Below are 16,929 nucleotides of genomic sequence, written 5' to 3'. Positions count from 1 at the left end.
CCGGCCGCCATCGATCACTGAGGGCTGTCTTTATCCCACGGAAGCCCGCCTTTCTCCGCGTCAGATATTTTTTCTTTTAAGAAGACCTCAAACTCCATACACAGCACTTTCAGGGCCTGCGCATCCTCGTTCTGGTCAAGAACGCGGGCGGTGAAATAACCCAGCGTATTCATCAACCTTGTCAGCATTTCGTCATTCAGACTGCGGTGATGCACCCTGGCCATTACCCTGACCTCATCCGCAAGATTTTCAGGAATACGCATGCTGTAACCTGTCGTTTTTCCCGGAAGTAAAACTCTCTCACCCTCTCGCCACATCCAGAGCACCTCCTCATGCACTGAAGATATATTTTTACCGTCCTTATCACCCCCGCCGGTATCAAGCAATTGCTCAAGCCATAACTCAAATTTCACTGCCAGAGAAATCAGTTTTTCAGCGTCCGCCGTTTTTATTAATGGCACATCAGGGTGGTAATTAAGGGACAATAAAAGGCGGGCAATAATTTCCTCATTGACACTTCTTTTACCAGCCCGGGCACATATTCTAAGTTCCATCAGCAAATTATCCGGCGCACGTAACCGCCATTCCACCGCCTCGCCCGGTTGAAACTTGCGGGGACGGCCACGACCTTCCCACATTTTCTCTTTAACTTTCATAGCTATAGATCCCCATTGCAAACCCACCGCCTTCAGGAAAAACAAGACTACTCACTTATATATTCAGATAAATCCGAAAGATATCCAAAAGTGTGACATGCGTCACAGTTTTTTTTTTTTGAGGTCATGGGACAATAACGCCTGCGTAAACAAACACTTGCGCAGATCACTTTTGTTTACTTCGGAGAAAACAAGCATGTTCATCAAAGGTAATGCCCTTAACATCGTGAAGGGACGGGCGGTAGCGTCTTTATTCCGCAAGGCGCGCGAAAATCGCCAGTTAAAGAAATTCGTCAAAAGTGGCGGTCTGGTTTTAATTTCACTTATGGTCGCTCACCCGATCCTGGCTGCGGGAACGGATTTACTGGCAACCCAGAACACCACCGTGAACAATACTTTCGGTTCCGGTTCTTCCCTGGTGAAGTGGTTCTATATTGCTGAAATCATCATGGGCCTGTTTATTTATATTAAAGCCCGCTCTCCTCTGGTGTTTGTCGGTATTGTTATGGCAATTATCTTTACTCGCGTTGCCTTTGGCATTGCGAGCTAATAATGAGCGGGGAAGAAGATAAATACTACTTCCCGGAAACGCTCAATCAGCAGGACCGTTATTTAGGCTTGCCTCTCGATGAACTTATTATTGTGGCGCCACTGATTTTGCTCGGTGTACTCAATGATATGTCTACTGAGTTAACCATAATTGCGGGCCTGCTGTGGGCCCTGGTCAGGTATCTGAAAAAAGGGCAGGGGTCATACTGGTTGCTGAATTTTTGCTACTGGTATCTTCCAACTCTGTTATTTAAAGTCGCCTTTCGCCAGATACCTGATTCCAGTTTCCGACACTGGAGGTCGTAAATACCATGAAGTTACAGGTTAAAGGTGAGCGCGATAAACAACTCAGTTATGCGTTTATTGGGCTCTCCTCCTTAGTCTTTCTTCTGGGGGCGGGAAATGTACTGACGGGGTCTCTGGCATGGTATTTCGCCACCACCCAGAAGACCATTACCACCCCGATGTCATATAACCAGCCTTTCGCTTCCGACTCTTCGGGTGCCGATGCTTCCGGCATGACCATGTTTGCCTCCTCCTTTATTTACTGGCGGCTGAATGTGAGTCCGGAAAACATCGACAACAACCAGAAGATGCTGCTCGGGTTTGTCCCTTCCGCTGAACGTGACCCCCTCAAAAAGGCACTGGATATTGAAGCAGAGCGCATCAAAAAAGGAGGCATTACCACCCGGTTCGATACCCGTGAAATCCGTGTAATGGCAGAGCCTGGTGTGGTCGAGTTCAGCGGTACGCTGAAATCGTCCACCACCAACGGAGCCATTACCACTTCACTGGCCGACCAGGACAAACGCTACCGACTCAAAATACGCTACGAGAACGGCCAGGTTAACCTTCTGGACTTCTCGGAGCTGCAACAGGTCACCACCACTAACTGACAGGACTGCCCATGAATCACCGCATTTCACCGGCAGCTGCTGCTGTGTTACTGGCAACAGGACTTTTTACCAGCGGCCTTCGGGCCGCTTCTGCACCTGCTGCCATCCCGTTTGAGAATGATGCCGCCTTTAATGTCAGTCTCAGCAATAACAGTCCCAATAAAGTCGTTGTCGACGGGGAACTGATTACCAGCATCAGCGGACCCTCCGGTGCCTATGACCAGAGCACCACCGAAGAGGGTGCCCTCATTCTGTCCCCACTTGTCGGGCAGAACTTCACACTGTTTATCCAGACCGATCACGGTTCATCACTCAGCCTGAATGTCAGGCCCCAGCCAGGGAATGGCAAAACGCTGCGTTTTACGCCTTTATCGCCTCCCGTGCGTAAGAACGACGACGCGAAAACCTGGGAAGAAGGGCAGACCTACGAAAAAACGCTGGTTTCCCTGGCCCGTAGCGTCGCCAATGGCCAGGTCCCGGATGACTATACGGAATACCCGGTCAGCCGTATGAAAGCCTACTCACCTGCGACCAGTGTTCGCCTCACGCCGGAACGCCAGTTTGTGGGTCACCATCTGCGGGTGGTGCGCTTTCGCATGACCAACCCTGGCAACGTGACCCGGAGCCTGCGCGAACGCGATTTCTGGCTCAGGGGCGTCAGGGCAGTCATGCTTTCGCAAAACCAGCTGTACGCGGGTGGAGAAGGGTATGCCTGGATTGTCTTCTCAGATGACGGAGCACCACACTCATGAGTCTGAATGAAAACCTGAAAACCCGCCGTACCCAGCTCGCCATTCTGGCGGGCCTTATCCTTACCGGGGCCGCCACTGCCGGTGGAGTGATGTGGTACGGACACCACCAGGAACAGAAGAAGCAGGCCGCACCCGTTGCCGCCCCCAACATGGCGGGCGTTGTTACCGCCGCGTTTAATGAGCAGGTCGCGGAGTCCGCGCTGGCGCAGCAGCAGGCAAAAACATCCGCGCTTGAGTCTCAACTGAGCATGCTTTCACAGCAGGTCAACCAGAACAAACTCACCACCGAACAAAAGCTGGCAGACAAGGATGCGGAAATTCAGCGCCTGACTGACCAGCTGCAGAGAACCTCCCCGGGCACGTCATCATCCGGCCAGCAGACACCACCTGCCGGTCCTGGTGGCATACCTCTGCCGGGACCGGTTGCTGCCGGCCAGGCCCGGCCCGATGCATACACCGTCACTCCCGCAGGCACACCGGCCGCCACTGGTACGCTGAACAGGGGGCAGGGCACAGCGTTCTATCCGGGGGGAAGCGGGCAGCGCATGACCGGAGGGCTGACAACCGCCACGTTCAGCTACGACAGACTCAAAAAGAAACCCACGAAGTTACCCTGGATACCTTCCGGCTCCTTCTCTGACGCCATCATGATTGAAGGGGCGGACGCCAACGCCAGCGTCACCGGCAAGCAGAATACCCGCCCGGTGACGTTCCGCCTGCTGGGGAGTATCCAGATGCCAAACGACAAAGAGTACAGCGCAGAAGGCTGCTTTGTGGTGGGTGAAATCTGGGGTGATATTTCCAGTGAACGCGGTGAGGTACGCACGAAAACCATCAGCTGCGTGCTGAAGAACGGCAAGCACGTCGACATGGCGTTCAACGGCCACGTCAGCTACCAGGGTAAAGGGGGCATTCGTGGGAAGCCTGTCATGCGTAACGGTATGATTGTCGGCTATGCCGGTGCCGCCGGCCTGCTGTCCGGCTTCGGGGAAGGCATCAAGTCTGCTGCCACACCTTCCGTCGGGCTGGGTGCCACGGCAGACGTCAGCGCCGGTGATGTGTTCAAACAGGGTCTCGGGGGCGGAGCAAGCAAGGCGGCTGACACCCTCAGCCAGTACTGGATTAAGCGCGCTGAGCAATACCATCCGGTGATTGATATTGGTGCGGGCAACCGCGTCACAGTGGTGTTCCAGGAAGGGTTCCGCCTTGAAACGCTGGAAGATGCTGAGGAAGAAAAGGCGAAAGAGGAACTGCAGAAAGCCGGTACCGCCGCGCAGAACGCTGTCGGCCCGGAGCCCGTCAGCCAGACCACAACCAGCACCACCTCCGTCGGCAATATCAACCCGGATGACGTCCTGCGTCAGGCCAGCCAGCTGCGCCTCGGGGATACCATCAATTGAGGAGCATCAGATGAGTGTGACAGACAGCCCTGAAAACAGGGCGCTGCTGCAGGCGATTCAGAATGACTGGCGCACCTGGTCCGGGAGTGAACAGGGCGGGGTATACAGCCGGTATTTCAGCGGGGGAATGATACTGGCCGGTGCCTGGCTTGTCTTCTTCGCTGAGCTGTCGGCTAACCAGAAGGCGTTGTTTATTTTCGGGCTCATTACGCTACTGGTTGGACTCGCGGCATTCGCAATGGCTTTGCTTTCATCTACCGACTGGCCAGTGGTCATCGGCAAAAAGCTAAAGGTCTACCGGCCGCAGGACACCGGGGCGTATCACCGTTTATGCATGAACATCCTGTCAAACGGCGAGCTGCGGCAGGACGATTTGCGGGCATGGCTGGATGCTGAAACCAGCGCAGGGCCAGCCATTCAGGTTGAACAGTTAAGGGGGGAGCTGTGTTGAACCGGGTCAGACGATTACTGATTAACGCCCTGGGAGGCGTGACTCAGGACGAACTGGAAAGGGCGCGTGAAGAACACACGAAACTGAAACAGGTTCTTAATTCTTACACGAAATTTGTTAACGATATTTATTTCTATGCCGGGAACTATCCGGCCTGGAAGGCGCAACAGGAGTTCAGACATTTTCTCCACGATGCCTATATGCCCTTAACGCAGAACTATGACAGCCCGGCACGGGGCTATGCATATTCTGTTGATGACTACCTCGGGAGGATCGTGGATGCCTTTGTCATCTTAAGACAGGAAGGCAATTTAGAGGGCAAGGGTGACGACCAGCGCTTGTGGCAGGAAGAAAACCTTTCGCAAGCCAGAGGGGACATTTATCTGAACCGGGAGCAGCACTCCAGGCCGTTAGCCACTCGCCAGCAGTCAGGCGCTGTGAGGTCGGTTGAGTGACTTACGTATGTTTAGCGCTGGAGAGATGAAATGACAACGACTGTCAGAAAATTGTCACTGAAGCAAATCCTGTATAACTATCGCCATGCCCTTATTCCTGCACTGGTATTCACCATCGAGCTAACCGTGTGGGCAACACTCAATCTTAAAGGCCTGGGTGATAAAGGCTGGGTCTACTGGAGAGTATTCCTGCTCTTAAGCGTGTTCCTCGTGGTCTTTAGTGGCTCTGCCTTTGAAAAAGACGATGAGTTGTTCCTTATGTTCGGTTCAGTCATCCCGTGGGTCGTGATGCTGATACTGTCCAGTGTTTATGGCTTCATCCAGATGAACCTGAACTTTCTGACGCTGGACTTATTTTTTGTCGGCGTGCTCGGAAGCACTTTTTTGCAGGCACTTTTCACTGTTGTGCATTGCATCGACAGTTAATCCGTATTGAGCATTACCCCTCCCTGAATACCCCTTAAATTAAAACCGGAGTTACCCCATGAAAACCCTGATGGGCGCTGCACTGCTGTGCAGCGCGCTGACCGGCTGCGCCGGTATGAATTCTGATTTCGACTGCAACAAGACCACGACCGACCAGTGCCTGACGACCGGTGAAGCCAACAAGCTGGCTGCACAGGGTAAAAGTCTGGATGACCTGACAGCAGAGAAAGCGGCAAAAAAGCCTGCGGGTGAAACCCTGCCGGCACTGCGTAACACGGCTCCCGTTGTTAATCCGTGGCGTCCTGTTTCTGTCGCAGCAACCGGAACCCCATCCGCGAAGCCGATCGCACCGCGCCCTCTGACCACTGTATCTTCCGGTGATGCGGGCCTTACCGGCACACCACGGGTCACGTCTGGCTATGTCACCCCGGTGACAGCAGTAACACAGGCCAACACGGCGGGCCGCGTAACAGCCGAACGTATTCCGGATGCAACCCAGCGCCTGTGGATCGCCCCCTGGGTGGACACCGATGACAACTTTCACCAGCCTTCAGTGGTCGAGTTTGTCCGCAACAAATCCCACTGGGATGAGAGCTATCGCGTGATCGGGGAGGGCGGGGAATGAACGTCGTCGACAGCCTGATGGATCTGGTCAGAAGCAGGAAGCAGGAGGACGGGGCCGCAGTGGCCCGGGCTAACCTTCAGCAGACATGGGGTTATCCGTCCCTGGTCGCCGCCCTGCCGTACCGCTATTACGATGAGGCCAACGAGCTGTTCGTGAATGCCGGTACCGCCGGGTTTATTCTGGAAGCCGCGCCGCTGCCGGGGGCGAACGAGCAGGTGATCGCCGCCCTCGACGATATGCTGCGCAAGAAGCTGCCGCGCAAAACGCCGGTCAGCGTCATTCTGCTGGCCAGTAAGTGTGTCGGGGAGCGAATTTCCCGTGGCGTCAGCACCGACATGTGGAAAGGCGGGATGGCCGATCACCTTAATAAAATCACCCGGGCGTTCTGGGAGCGCTCGGCGCTGAAGGGACTGGCCAACGAGCGCGAATATCCGCTGTATCTGCGAAACTACCGCATCTTTATTGTGTACGGTAAGCCCGCGAAGCGCTTTACCCAGCAGATCATGGATGACCTGGTGCAGGTGCGTAACACCATCCGCGTGTCACTCAGCGCAGCACGTATCGACTCCATGAACACGGACGTTAACGCCTTCCTGTCCGCCATGCGCGAAATGCTGAACTACCGTCAGGACCAGGTCATGATGTCCAGCGGTGAGTATAACGAGGACGAAAAGCTCAACCGCCAGGTTGTCGACCCGTCCATCGACGTGCGGGTGCGTCCGTCGCATATTCGCCTTGAACTGCCTGAAAGTATTGATGCCGGAGGGGCGCGACTGCCTGCTTCAGCCTGCCGGGTGATCAATATGCAGCTCAATAAGAACCCCCGGCGCTTTGCCCTGTGGCAGGGGGCCGATAACCTGCAGAACCTGCGCTTCCCGGATCTGGGTATCCCCTGTCCGTTTATGCTCACCTGGACCACGGAGCTTGAGGAGCAGACCGCCACGCAGAACGAGGCGCTGCGCAAGGACATGGATTTATCCAAGAAGGCCGCATCAGCTTACGGCCAGCTGTTCCCGGGCACCAAACGTGCAGCGGATGAGTGGCGGCGCAACCGCGAACAGCTGTCCAGCAATGAGATCGCTTTCTGCCGGACCTACCTTAATCTCACGCTGTTCACCCCCGATAACAATACGGACGCGCAGGCCTGTGAACTGGCCGCCGTGAACGTGTTCCGTAAGAACGATCTGGAGATGGTGACTGTGCAGTACCAGCAGATGCGCAACTGGCTGGCCGGCTTCCCGTTTATGATGCAGGAGGGGATGTGGGAGGACATGAAAATGACCGGCGCGACGCTGCGCTGCAAATCGTGGAATGCCGTAAACCTGATGCCGGTGGTGGCTGAGCGCCAGCTGTCGCACGTGGGTATGCCGCTGCCAACCTACCGCAACCAGGTGGCCTTCTTTGATATGTTCGGGGAAGAGAACGGCAGTACCAACTTCAATATTGCGGTGACCGGGACCTCCGGGGCCGGTAAGTCATTCCTGACGCAGGGCATTCTGCGCGACGTGCTGAACGCCGGCGGTTTCGCCTGGGTTATCGACATGGGCGACAGCTACAAGAACTACTGTCAGCAGGCCGGCGGTGTGTACCTTGACGGGGCGAAGCTGCGGTTTAACCCGTTCGCCAACGTCAAAGACATCAAGCACTCCGCTGAGGGGATTGTTCGCCTGCTGACGGTGCTGGCCAGCCCCACTGAGCCGCTTGACGGGGTGTGTGAGGCCATCCTGCAGAAGGCGGTGATGGATGCCTGGGATAAAAAGCAACAGGGCGCGCGCATTGATGACGTTCACAACTACCTGACCCATCCGGATGTGAATGGCGCGTTTTCCGACAAGCCGACCATCATCAGCCGCCTGGCGGAACTCGCCATGCTGCTGGAAACCTACTGCACCTGGGGTCCGGACGGCGAATATTTCAACGCGGACAATCCGACGCTTGATGGCGAAACGCGCTTTGCGGTGCTGGAGCTGCTGAGCCTTGAGGATAAACCGAAGCTGCTGTCCTCCATCCTGTTCTCGCTCATCCTGGCGATTCAGGAAAAGATGTACCACAGCCCGCGTGACCTGAAGAAAGTCTGCATTATCGACGAGGCCTGGCGACTGCTCGGCGGCTCCAACCCGCACGCCGCCCGCTTTATCGAAACCGGCTACCGCACCGTACGCCGCCACCGCGGCTCGTTTATCACGATCACCCAGGGTATCAAGGACTTCACCGCCAGTAAGGAAGCGGAAGCCGCCTGGAACAACAGCTCAACCAAAATCACGCTGTTGCAGGATGCGAGGGCGTTCAAGCAGTACCTCTCCGACAACCCGGATCAGTTCTCGGACATGGAAAAAGAGGTTATCCGTGGCTTCCAGCCCGCCCTGCAGACCGGTTACAGCTCCCTGCTGATCAGTGCCGGTGAGTTCAGCTCGTTCCACCGCCTGTTTGTCGACCCCATTACTCGCGCCATGTTCAGTTCGCGTGGTGAGGACTTCGCTTACATGCAGAACGCGCAGAAGGCCGGTGCCACGTCAGAGGAGGCCGCGTATCTGCTGGCTGAGAAGAAGTTCGGTGATGAGCTTCGTGAACTGGAAGAGTGGGTGAAAGCGGCATGACAGACAACGACCAGAAACAATACGACGAAACAGCCGGTAAGGCGGCTGTGAAACTGACCCGCAGACTGCCGTCCAGAGGGATAAAGATGGCCGCATATGTGCTGGTATCCCAGATAGTCCTGACCGGGATCGCCTGCGTGGTGATGAAAAACACCACACAGGAGATGGTGGTGTTCGACATGAAGGGCACGGTAGACCTGTTTATGCAGCAGTCGGCTCAGCTGCAGATGGATGAGAGCAAGGCCAGGCTGCTGACGACACGTTTTAATGCGGCGCTGACGGACAGTCTGGACGCGTGGCAGTCCGCACATAACGCCATCATCCTGGTGAAACCGGCGGTCATGAGTCCCCAGACGGATATCACGGCAGAGATTCAGCAGGATATCGCCCGGCGGGTGAAGGAGGGGCAGTGAAAGCACAACGGATGCTGACTGCCCTTGCGCTGCTGACGCTGTCTGTCAGCAGTGGGGCGAAAGATTTGGGTACCTGGGGCAACGTCTTTGAACCCGCCGAGCAGGACATGCTGTTATTTATCCAGAACCGCCTGAAGGGCATGGAACAGTCCGGTGAACTGGACAGGCTCAGGGAAGAGGCAACGGAGCGGGTAAAAAAGCATGCCGTCCGCCCGGCCCCGGTGGAAGGCCTGTCGCTCGCGACAGACTACCGTGGGTTTTCGTTTGACCCGACCTTTACGGTCAGGGAAACGATCACCGATACGAAAGGCAACCTGATTGCCCGTAAGGGTGACCAGGTGAACCCGCTGGACAAAGTGCCTTACAGCCAGGTGCTCATCTTTATCGATGGCGATGATAAACAGCAGCTGGCGTGGGTGAAGAAGCAGATCGCCGGCCAGACGAATTTTAAGGTGATCCTGGTGAACGGCAATATCAAAGACGTCAGCGATGCACTGGATGAGCGCATCTTCTTTGATCAGGCCGGTGTGCTGACCCGCAAGTTTGGCTTTGAACATATCCCCGCCCGTATCTCCCGCGACGGACGCGTGCTGAAAGTAGAAGAAATTCCGGTATCAGGAGCGAAAAAATGACATCAACAACGTTGGGTGACCTGTTCCCCGAAATGCGCAACGCCGCCCCTGGCAATGACCAGAAGCGAAAACCCGGTAACAGAATTACCCGACGGGGGACGGCGGAAAGACTGAAAGCGCTGTATCCGGAGATTGAATCATGGAATCCGGTGTTCGCCACCCAGGCCTGGTTCCGGTGGCTCAGTGAAAACGATATGGAGCTGGTCGAGCCGGAAAGCCGGGATGAACGTTTCCCTGACTACCTCGTCGGGATTATCCGGGAAAAAATGGCGGAGATGGGCTTATGGCTGTGATCCGCTGCCTTGCCCCCGCAGACGGTCTGCAGGGCGTGGTGGCGTGCCTGCGCGAGAGTGAGAGCCTGACCGGTATCGTGGCGGTGGTGCTGCTGACCGGCGGGTGGCTGGCTCTACAGTATCTGGCGGAGGCGCGGCGTGACCGGCGCTTCCGGGAGGTGAAACCTGCCATTCCGGCATTTGGCAGCGGTCAGCATGCCGATGCCATGTACACCTTCGCCAACCGGGAGTATTACCAGGTGATGCTGGCTGAAATGGAAAAGGCCCTGTTTGCGGCAGGTTATGAACTGACGCGCGATGAATCGCTGCGCATGACGTTGCCGGACACCGACCGTCGTGTCATCAGTCGGCAGATTTTCCGGGCGCGGCAGGGGTATACCTCTCCGTCACTGTCTGAGCAGGCGATGAACGACTGCGAAGATGCCGCAACGAAAGAGGGGTACACCGGCATGTGGCTCAGTGTGCTTATCCGGGGCAGTGAGCGGCAGGGCTGGTATATCACCCGGTCGCAGTAATTCTCATTATCCATACCCCTTCCCTGCGGGTCTGACCCCGTCCCGCTTTAATCTCATTACGAAAAGGTAACGCCATGAAAAAAGACCCTGACCGTAAAAAGGGCCGGACTTCTTCCATCACAGCGGTACGCCATGACGAACATTCGGCATTGCGGCTGGATGAAATTCTCACCGATAACCCGCTGTACAGCCCTTCATCCGTGCTTCGCGGTGCCATTCTAGCCCTGTACGAAATGTCGCGGGAACAGCGTCTGGCCATCATCGTAAAAGCCGCCACGCACTGAGCCACAATCCATTCGTTTTTATCTATGGCCTTCTCACCCGTCTGGTGGTTGCGGCTGTCACGGAGTTGATTACCATGAAATCCTGTTCCCGGTTTTCTGCCTTTTGTCTTGCCCTGGTATTGTGGGCGCTGACGCCTGCGCCTGCGGCTCACGCCAGCAATGCCGGTGACGGGCGCTGGGTTAACCCTATTTCCGATGTGTGCTGGAAATGCCTGTTTCCGATGACGCTCGGTAATATTCAGCTGGCCTCGGGGCCGCAACCGGATACCGCCAACCCGTCGTCACCCATTCAGATTTGCCCGATGGGGGTGCTGTACCGTGTCGGTCTGGCGATCGGGTTCTGGGAGCCGATGTCGATGGTGGACGTGACCCGTGAACCGGGCGTCATGGTCAATATGGGCGGGTTCAAAATCAATCTCGGGCGAACCGGGACCGGGACGGCCGGCCAGAGTGACCGGCCCGCAGCCGGGACGTTCTACCATGTCCACTGGTACAAATATCCGCTCATTTTCTGGCTCAATATTATTACCAGTCTCGGCTGCCTGCAGACCGGAGATATGGATATTGCGTATCTGTCGGAAGTGGATCCCCTGTGGAATGACAGTACGCTGTCGATGCTGATTAACCCGGAAGCCGCGCTGTTCGGCAATCTGGTCGCCCAGGGGGCCTGCGCAGCTGATGCCGTTTCGAGTTCCGCAGGGCTTCCGCTTTCAGCCCTTTTCTGGTGTGCCGGAAGCCAGGGGTCCATATACCCTCTGACAGGGTATACCAGCGGAGAGTTCTCGCCCCTGGAGTCGTCCCTGCTGGTCAGCGAAAGGATGGCGTTCAAGATGCACCGCGAAGGACTGGTCTGGAACTCCGTTGGCGCGGATAACGCTGTCTGTAATCAGTATCCTTCCCCGATAATCCCGAAAGAGCGATGGCGCTATCAGATGGTCAATATGTACCCCGAAACCGGCAACTGCCATCCCTTCGGGGCCAGCACCCAGCTGTGGGGCACCACGCACAATTCCCCGTCCTCCAAAAAGAACTTCGGCTATCTCTTCTGGCGCAAACGTAACTGCGTCTTTCTGTAAGGACTGAATATGAAAACAGCTTATCTCCGGGCGCTGCTCTTCAGCGTTCTGGCCTGCTGCACGCCTTCTTCACAGGCCAGTGACCCGGCAGGACTCACGGCGCACGATAAGGCGTGGATCGCCTCTCAGGAAAAGGCATTCAGCGCGTTCAAAAATAACCTGGGCGGTCAGACAGTGACCCTCCCGGCGGCGCAGAACGATCTGATTAGCCGTCTGCAGGGCGAGATAGCCGCACAGCAGTCAGGGCAGGCTGAGCGTGGGGCGTTCCCTGCCATTTACTTTGTGAGTCTCGGCCTTCCCCGTGAGGGGTTGCTGCCCATGCTGCAGGATGCAAGGCGCTTCAGTATCCCCGCGACGATCCGGGGGCTGCTGAATAACGATATGCGCCAGACGGCAGCGGCGATTTTCGAACTCAGCAAGGAGGACAAATCGGTGGGGGTGCAGATTGACCCCACGCTGTACAGCGACTACCACATTGACGTCGTGCCCGCGCTCGTTGTGACCTGTCCGGGACATTATGACGTGATCCGCGGCAGTCTGCCGCTGGAGGAGGCACTGGAGAAAGTGGCCCGCAGTGGCGAGTGTGCAGCTACGGCCAGACAGCTTCTGGCGGGAGGCAGTAAATGAAACATTTTGCATTGATTGCGCTGATGTTACTCCCGGTGCTCCCCGCTGCGGCTGATGACGGGTTTAATGCCGGAGCCAGCTTTGGCAAAAACAACAGCGGCGCGGGTACCGGTAGCCTTAAAAACCCGGGTGCGGTGACGGGGGGCATTCCCGGGTATACGCCTGACCCGCCAGAAAAAGGGTATTACAACGGCGTCACGGGCGGCGATGGTGGACTGGCGAACAAAGGACAGGCTGCCCTTTCGGGCAATGATGCGGCGCAGACGGTTATCAGTTCCGGTAACACCAATCCGGTACCGGCTATCGATCCGGATGCGCCCTTTATCACCATCGGTAAAAATGCGGAAGCCAGCGCCGACGGGGTACTGAACGGGACCGCACAGCAGTGCAGTGAAGTGACGGTGTCTAAAACCACCTTCCAGAGCTACAGCTGCGACAAGGATGTGGCCTCCGTGGAAGCCTGTACCCGAACGGCAACCGCCGGTGGGTATTCCACCACCACCAGTGTCCAGAAAACCTTCACCCTGACCGCTGCCGATGCCACCTTTAATCACGGCGGCGGCTCATCCTTCGAAATTGTATTTAACGCACCCGCGACAGGCCCGATTATCAGCGCCCATCTCAGCTGGGTGGATCACGAAACGAATGTCGGGAAAATATCGTGGTGGGGCCTGAGTACAAACCTGAGAGGTAAACAGTTCGCTTACGATCTGCCCGGCGCGCCGGGTTCTGCCGTGGCGCAGGGCACGTCGTTGCCTGTTGGTATCTATACCAGCGAAGGATGTACCAGTGGCAATAAGGATCGTTGTGCGAAACATGCCCGTGAGCAGATTGCAGACTTCAAGTCCGGGGCGTCGAGCCTCACGCTGACAGTGGTGATGAACGCCAACGAGACGACGTTTGTCCCGAACGTCACCTGGACGTCGTCCTGTGGTCTGGATTTGTCCCGGGCCACAATGACCACAGCGACCTGCACCTCGCCTGGCGGGAACAGGACCGTCGAGAGCAACGGCCAGAGCTATCAGGTCTACAGCGACTGCTGGGAGTATACGGACAACTATGTTGTCCCCTCAGCATCAACAGGAAACTGTGGGACACTGATGAGTAACCCTTCCTGCACGGCTGCGGGGTCGACCTGCACCGAGTCGACGGACGGGCAGTGTACCCATATGAGCTATACGTATCAGTGCCAGACCACACACCAGTCCGGCGGCCTGCTTTGTGGCGGGGATTACATCTGCAAATCAGGTGACTGTGACGATGCGAACGGGGCGGGAAGTAGCGGCTTTGATACAGCTGTCGCGAAGCTGGCCGGTCTGGCGTCTGCCGCTGAGAATGTGCGTGACGCCAACAGCACGATTGACGTCCGGGCTTTTACCGGCAGGGCAATGAGCTGCCGCAAGGCGTTTGCCGGCTTCTCCAACTGCTGCAAGGACTCAGGGTGGGGTCAGGATGCGGGCCTTTCGGCGTGCAACAGTGACGAAATGGCAATCGGAAAAGCGAAAGCCAAAAAAATTACGGTCAGTGTCGGGGAGCGCTGCGATCACCAGGTGCTCGGCACCTGTATCCAGAAAAGTCAGGTGTACTGTGTGTTTGACGGAAAACTGGCCCGTATTATTCAGGAGCAGGGTCGTCGCGATCAGCTGGGCGTGCGTTTCGGCAGCGGTGACAACCCGGACTGCCGGGGGATTACGGTACCGGAGCTGCAGTCCATTAATTTTGATCTGATTAACTTCTCCGACTTTTATGAAGACCTGATGAAAAACCAGCGGGTTCCGGATACCAGCGCGCAGGTGCAGCAGATCAAGGACCGCATCGCCGCCCAGGTCAATCAGCAGGGAGGGGGGAAATGAAACGACTTCTGAGCATCCTGTTTGTCGCCTTTATCAGCAGGCCGGTAGTGGCTGAAGAGATCATCACACCGGCCAAACCCTTTACGGGCTGGTTCTGGTACAACGAGCCGAAAGATCCCCCGCCGCGCCCTGAAAAACCGCAGCAGCCTGCGCCCCGCACTGTTCCTGACCTGAGTAAACTGTCCGCCCGGGAGCAGGCGACGGTGCTGCGGGGTTACACAATGGAGGCACTTAACCGCGCCATCCTGTATCCCACCCGGGAGAACACGGCGACGTTTCTGCGCTGGCAGAAATTCTGGACCGACCGGGCTTCCATGTTCAGCCAGTCTTTCGCGGCCGCGCAGCTGAGCCATCCGGAGCTGGATTACAACCTGGAATACCCGCACTACAACAGCATGGCACCCTTTGTGCAGACCCGGGATCAGCAGAAGCAGCAGGACGCGGTCACGAAGCTGTCTCAGCAGTATGGTCTGTTTTATTTTTACCGGGGCGGCGACCCGATCGATGTGCAGATGGCGGGTGTGGTGGCCAGTTTTGCAAAAATGAACGGTATTTCGCTCATCCCTGTATCGGTGGACGGTCAGGTGGCCGCAACGTTACCGCAAAGCCGCCCGGATACCGGGCAGTCCCGGTCCATGAATATCACACACTACCCAGCGTTGTTCCTCGTGGATCCGGTCAGTAAAAACTACCGGGCGCTTTCCTGGGGCTTTATGACACAGGACGATTTGTCGAAGCGCTTCCTCAACGTGGCCACCGGCTTTAAACCCAATTCCTGAGAGTCTTTCATGTCAAATTCACTTTTCACCCTCATCCGTGATGCAGGGCGGCTGGCACTGTATTCCCTTGTCCTCGGGCCTGCCCTGCTGCTGTATGGCATCGTGGTGAACATCGCGATGGAGGGGTCGCTGTCGGAGCAGTTTGTCCAGGAAGCGCGTAACCTGACGGAAGGGGCGCCAGCCGGCAAGGTGATGCAGTGCATCGCATACAGCTCGCCGGAACTCCAGCCGCAGGTACCCAACCCGGGAGAGGATATCAACCCGCTCCCCTATCAGGTTCCGACAATATCCTCATGTCACCGCGAACCCGTTGACCTGGACCTCTGGATAAAGCCGATGGATGCCACGCTGCTCAACTTCTGGCTGATAGCCGCGCTGTTCGGCGCAGTTTTAGGTTTTATGTCTCTTCTTCGTCTTCACCGCCCCGAATCCGTTACCCGCAATGCCTGTGTTCTGCAGAAAAAGGAGCAACATGATGAACGTTAGTTTTTTCGCCGGCCTCATTTTCTGGGGCATGATGGCGCTCGTCCTGAGCGAGCTGATGACATTGTCCGTCACGATGACGCAGACCGGGCTTGTCTGGCTGAGTTACGCGCTGTGGGCCGTCGCGGCCGGGATGGTTGTGCAGGGGGGGATTCGCGCCTTCAGGGCACAGCGGACAAAGCACGACGGGGTATCCGGCCATGAAATGTAGAACCCTGGCGGCACTTCTGATGGTCCTGCCCGTGCTGGCACATGCCGGGGCACGGGAAGAGCTGATGGCCCTTGAGGCGGAAAAAGCTGGCCAGACGGTCGATCTCCTTCCTGCAGCCAGCCCGGTTGCGCCACCACCCAGCCTGATGCAGCTGCCGGATGGCAGGCAGGCCAGTATGAAGGACTACGCCGTGGTCCTCTTCATGCAGGCACACTGCCAGTACAGTGCGAAGTTCGACCCGCAGCTGAAAGGATGGGCCGATGAGCACAATATCCGGGTTTACCCTTATACCCTGGACGGCGGCGGGGATGTGTCTTATCCCCATCCTCTGGTTCCGCGTAAAACAGACCCGGCGTCACCCATTGCCGATGAAATTGTCACCTTCTTTGGTAACGGCCTGCCAATCGCAACGCCGACGGCCTTTGTCGTGAACGTCAACACCCTTCAGGCTTATCCGCTGACACAGGGGGTGATGGATATACCGTCGCTGGAAAGTCGTATGGCCAGCCTGGTCCAGGCCGATATGGACAACCTCGATCCCCGCATGCTGCCGCCGATGTCGGCAAACACCGAAGTTACTCCGCAATAATGCATTTGCCAAAAATATCCATTTAATAACAGAGATAATTCAGATGAAAATCAGAACAATTATTCTTCATGCAGGTAAGCGCCTGTTAATGACTTTTGGTGCTGTTTTGTTCAGTACGTTTGGTTTATACGTTCTTCTTAACGATATGCCTGCCTGGATGGTAACTAATAAAGAAAGCTCTGTAATGGAGTGGTTTCTTTCTCAGGCTTATCTTGCACTGATATTTGGCCTTTTGTGGGCGTTTACAGACCTCTGTATTGTTCCTGCAATTAAACGCATGGCAGGCAGAACAAAAACGTAAACATCCTGCAACAAACAGGGTTAGTTCCTCATCTCCTCATTTAAACATTCCTTAGCTCTGTAAGAG

The 16,929-nt window shown here is 56.4% G+C and carries 23 protein-coding genes and 1 pseudogene; 23 read left to right on the top strand and 1 reads right to left on the bottom strand.

What is annotated here, in order from left to right:
- Window positions 1-14: 14 nt before the first annotated feature.
- Window positions 15-656, bottom strand: coding sequence for an Arc family DNA-binding protein (locus ACT3IC_RS22880; protein ID WP_473479650.1), 642 nt, complete (start codon window positions 654-656; stop codon window positions 15-17).
- A 196-nt stretch (window positions 657-852) separates the two neighbouring features.
- On the opposite strand from ACT3IC_RS22880, the gene ACT3IC_RS22875 reads away from it, so the two are divergent.
- The 23 genes and pseudogenes from ACT3IC_RS22875 (at window position 853) to ACT3IC_RS22765 (ending at window position 16,863) form a co-directional block, all read left to right on the top strand.
- Window positions 853-1,206 (top strand): type IV conjugative transfer system pilin TraA, encoded by a 354-nt coding sequence (locus ACT3IC_RS22875; RefSeq protein WP_473479647.1) that lies wholly within the window; start codon window positions 853-855, stop codon window positions 1,204-1,206.
- A 2-nt stretch (window positions 1,207-1,208) separates the two neighbouring features.
- Window positions 1,209-1,511, top strand: coding sequence for a type IV conjugative transfer system protein TraL (traL, locus tag ACT3IC_RS22870; RefSeq protein WP_106995147.1), 303 nt, complete (start codon window positions 1,209-1,211; stop codon window positions 1,509-1,511).
- A 5-nt stretch (window positions 1,512-1,516) separates the two neighbouring features.
- Window positions 1,517-2,101, top strand: coding sequence for a TraE/TraK family type IV conjugative transfer system protein (locus ACT3IC_RS22865; RefSeq protein WP_473479644.1), 585 nt, complete (start codon window positions 1,517-1,519; stop codon window positions 2,099-2,101).
- 11 nt (window positions 2,102-2,112) lie between these two features.
- The gene (traK, locus tag ACT3IC_RS22860; protein WP_473479642.1) at window positions 2,113-2,853 is read left to right on the top strand and encodes a type-F conjugative transfer system secretin TraK; all 741 of its coding nucleotides are present in this window, start codon (window positions 2,113-2,115) and stop codon (window positions 2,851-2,853) included.
- Window positions 2,850-4,253: an F-type conjugal transfer pilus assembly protein TraB gene (gene traB, locus ACT3IC_RS22855; RefSeq protein ID WP_473479639.1), complete on the top strand. Its 1,404-nt coding sequence runs from the start codon at window positions 2,850-2,852 to the stop codon at window positions 4,251-4,253. Before traK ends, traB begins: the two co-directional genes overlap by 4 nt.
- Window positions 4,254-4,263: 10 nt before the next feature.
- The gene (locus tag ACT3IC_RS22850; RefSeq protein ID WP_473479636.1) at window positions 4,264-4,704 is read left to right on the top strand and encodes a hypothetical protein; all 441 of its coding nucleotides are present in this window, start codon (window positions 4,264-4,266) and stop codon (window positions 4,702-4,704) included.
- Window positions 4,698-5,159, top strand: a complete 462-nt coding sequence (locus tag ACT3IC_RS22845) for a hypothetical protein (RefSeq protein ID WP_473479634.1) — start codon at window positions 4,698-4,700, stop codon at window positions 5,157-5,159. Before ACT3IC_RS22850 ends, ACT3IC_RS22845 begins: the two co-directional genes overlap by 7 nt.
- 30 nt (window positions 5,160-5,189) lie before the next feature.
- A complete protein-coding gene (locus ACT3IC_RS22840) occupies window positions 5,190-5,585 on the top strand; it encodes a hypothetical protein (protein WP_473479632.1) in 396 nt (131 codons plus the stop codon).
- Between the two features lie 58 nt (window positions 5,586-5,643).
- The gene (gene traV, locus ACT3IC_RS22835; RefSeq protein WP_473479629.1) at window positions 5,644-6,210 is read left to right on the top strand and encodes a type IV conjugative transfer system lipoprotein TraV; all 567 of its coding nucleotides are present in this window, start codon (window positions 5,644-5,646) and stop codon (window positions 6,208-6,210) included.
- Complete coding sequence (gene traC, locus ACT3IC_RS22830; RefSeq protein WP_473479627.1) at window positions 6,207-8,807, top strand: type IV secretion system protein TraC; 2,601 nt, start codon at window positions 6,207-6,209, stop codon at window positions 8,805-8,807. Before traV ends, traC begins: the two co-directional genes overlap by 4 nt.
- Window positions 8,804-9,220, top strand: a complete 417-nt coding sequence (gene trbI / locus ACT3IC_RS22825) for a type-F conjugative transfer system protein TrbI (protein WP_473479624.1) — start codon at window positions 8,804-8,806, stop codon at window positions 9,218-9,220. Before traC ends, trbI begins: the two co-directional genes overlap by 4 nt.
- A gap of 11 nt (window positions 9,221-9,231) precedes the next feature.
- Window positions 9,232-9,852, top strand: a complete 621-nt coding sequence (traW, locus tag ACT3IC_RS22820; RefSeq protein WP_473479785.1) for a type-F conjugative transfer system protein TraW — start codon at window positions 9,232-9,234, stop codon at window positions 9,850-9,852.
- Window positions 9,849-10,145, top strand: a complete 297-nt coding sequence (locus ACT3IC_RS22815) for a hypothetical protein (protein ID WP_473479621.1) — start codon at window positions 9,849-9,851, stop codon at window positions 10,143-10,145. Before traW ends, ACT3IC_RS22815 begins: the two co-directional genes overlap by 4 nt.
- Complete coding sequence (locus tag ACT3IC_RS22810; RefSeq protein ID WP_473479619.1) at window positions 10,136-10,660, top strand: hypothetical protein; 525 nt, start codon at window positions 10,136-10,138, stop codon at window positions 10,658-10,660. The genes ACT3IC_RS22815 and ACT3IC_RS22810 overlap by 10 nt, the downstream gene beginning before the upstream one ends.
- A gap of 74 nt (window positions 10,661-10,734) precedes the next feature.
- Window positions 10,735-10,944 carry a hypothetical protein gene (locus ACT3IC_RS22805; RefSeq protein WP_172693786.1) on the top strand — a complete coding sequence of 70 codons (210 nt, stop codon included), beginning with the start codon at window positions 10,735-10,737 and terminating at the stop codon, window positions 10,942-10,944.
- Window positions 10,945-11,018: 74 nt separating this feature from the next.
- Window positions 11,019-12,020, top strand: coding sequence for a conjugal transfer pilus assembly protein TraU (gene traU / locus ACT3IC_RS22800; RefSeq protein ID WP_473479617.1), 1,002 nt, complete (start codon window positions 11,019-11,021; stop codon window positions 12,018-12,020).
- A 9-nt stretch (window positions 12,021-12,029) separates the two neighbouring features.
- Window positions 12,030-12,647 (top strand): type-F conjugative transfer system pilin assembly protein TrbC, encoded by a 618-nt coding sequence (gene trbC, locus ACT3IC_RS22795; protein ID WP_473479615.1) that lies wholly within the window; start codon window positions 12,030-12,032, stop codon window positions 12,645-12,647.
- Window positions 12,644-14,500: a type-F conjugative transfer system mating-pair stabilization protein TraN gene (gene traN, locus ACT3IC_RS22790; protein ID WP_473479612.1), complete on the top strand. Its 1,857-nt coding sequence runs from the start codon at window positions 12,644-12,646 to the stop codon at window positions 14,498-14,500. Before trbC ends, traN begins: the two co-directional genes overlap by 4 nt.
- Window positions 14,497-15,279 carry a type-F conjugative transfer system pilin assembly protein TraF gene (gene traF / locus ACT3IC_RS22785; protein ID WP_473479610.1) on the top strand — a complete coding sequence of 261 codons (783 nt, stop codon included), beginning with the start codon at window positions 14,497-14,499 and terminating at the stop codon, window positions 15,277-15,279. The genes traN and traF overlap by 4 nt, the downstream gene beginning before the upstream one ends.
- Window positions 15,280-15,288: 9 nt before the next feature.
- Window positions 15,289-15,765, top strand: a complete 477-nt coding sequence (locus tag ACT3IC_RS22780; protein WP_473479607.1) for a hypothetical protein — start codon at window positions 15,289-15,291, stop codon at window positions 15,763-15,765.
- Complete coding sequence (locus ACT3IC_RS22775; protein WP_473479605.1) at window positions 15,752-15,973, top strand: hypothetical protein; 222 nt, start codon at window positions 15,752-15,754, stop codon at window positions 15,971-15,973. Before ACT3IC_RS22780 ends, ACT3IC_RS22775 begins: the two co-directional genes overlap by 14 nt.
- 7 nt (window positions 15,974-15,980) lie before the next feature.
- Window positions 15,981-16,562, top strand: a pseudogene (gene trbB, locus ACT3IC_RS22770) (F-type conjugal transfer protein TrbB); the annotation flags it as partial.
- 43 nt (window positions 16,563-16,605) lie between these two features.
- Entirely contained in the window at window positions 16,606-16,863 is a 258-nt protein-coding gene (locus ACT3IC_RS22765; RefSeq protein WP_473479602.1) for a hypothetical protein, read from the top strand.
- Window positions 16,864-16,929: the final 66 nt, after the last annotated feature.

The sequence above is a fragment of the Leclercia sp. GHBNCSD genome, from assembly GCF_055805075.1.
The sequence above is the reverse complement of the archived record's forward strand: the minus strand, read 5'-3'. Positions and strand labels throughout refer to the sequence as shown.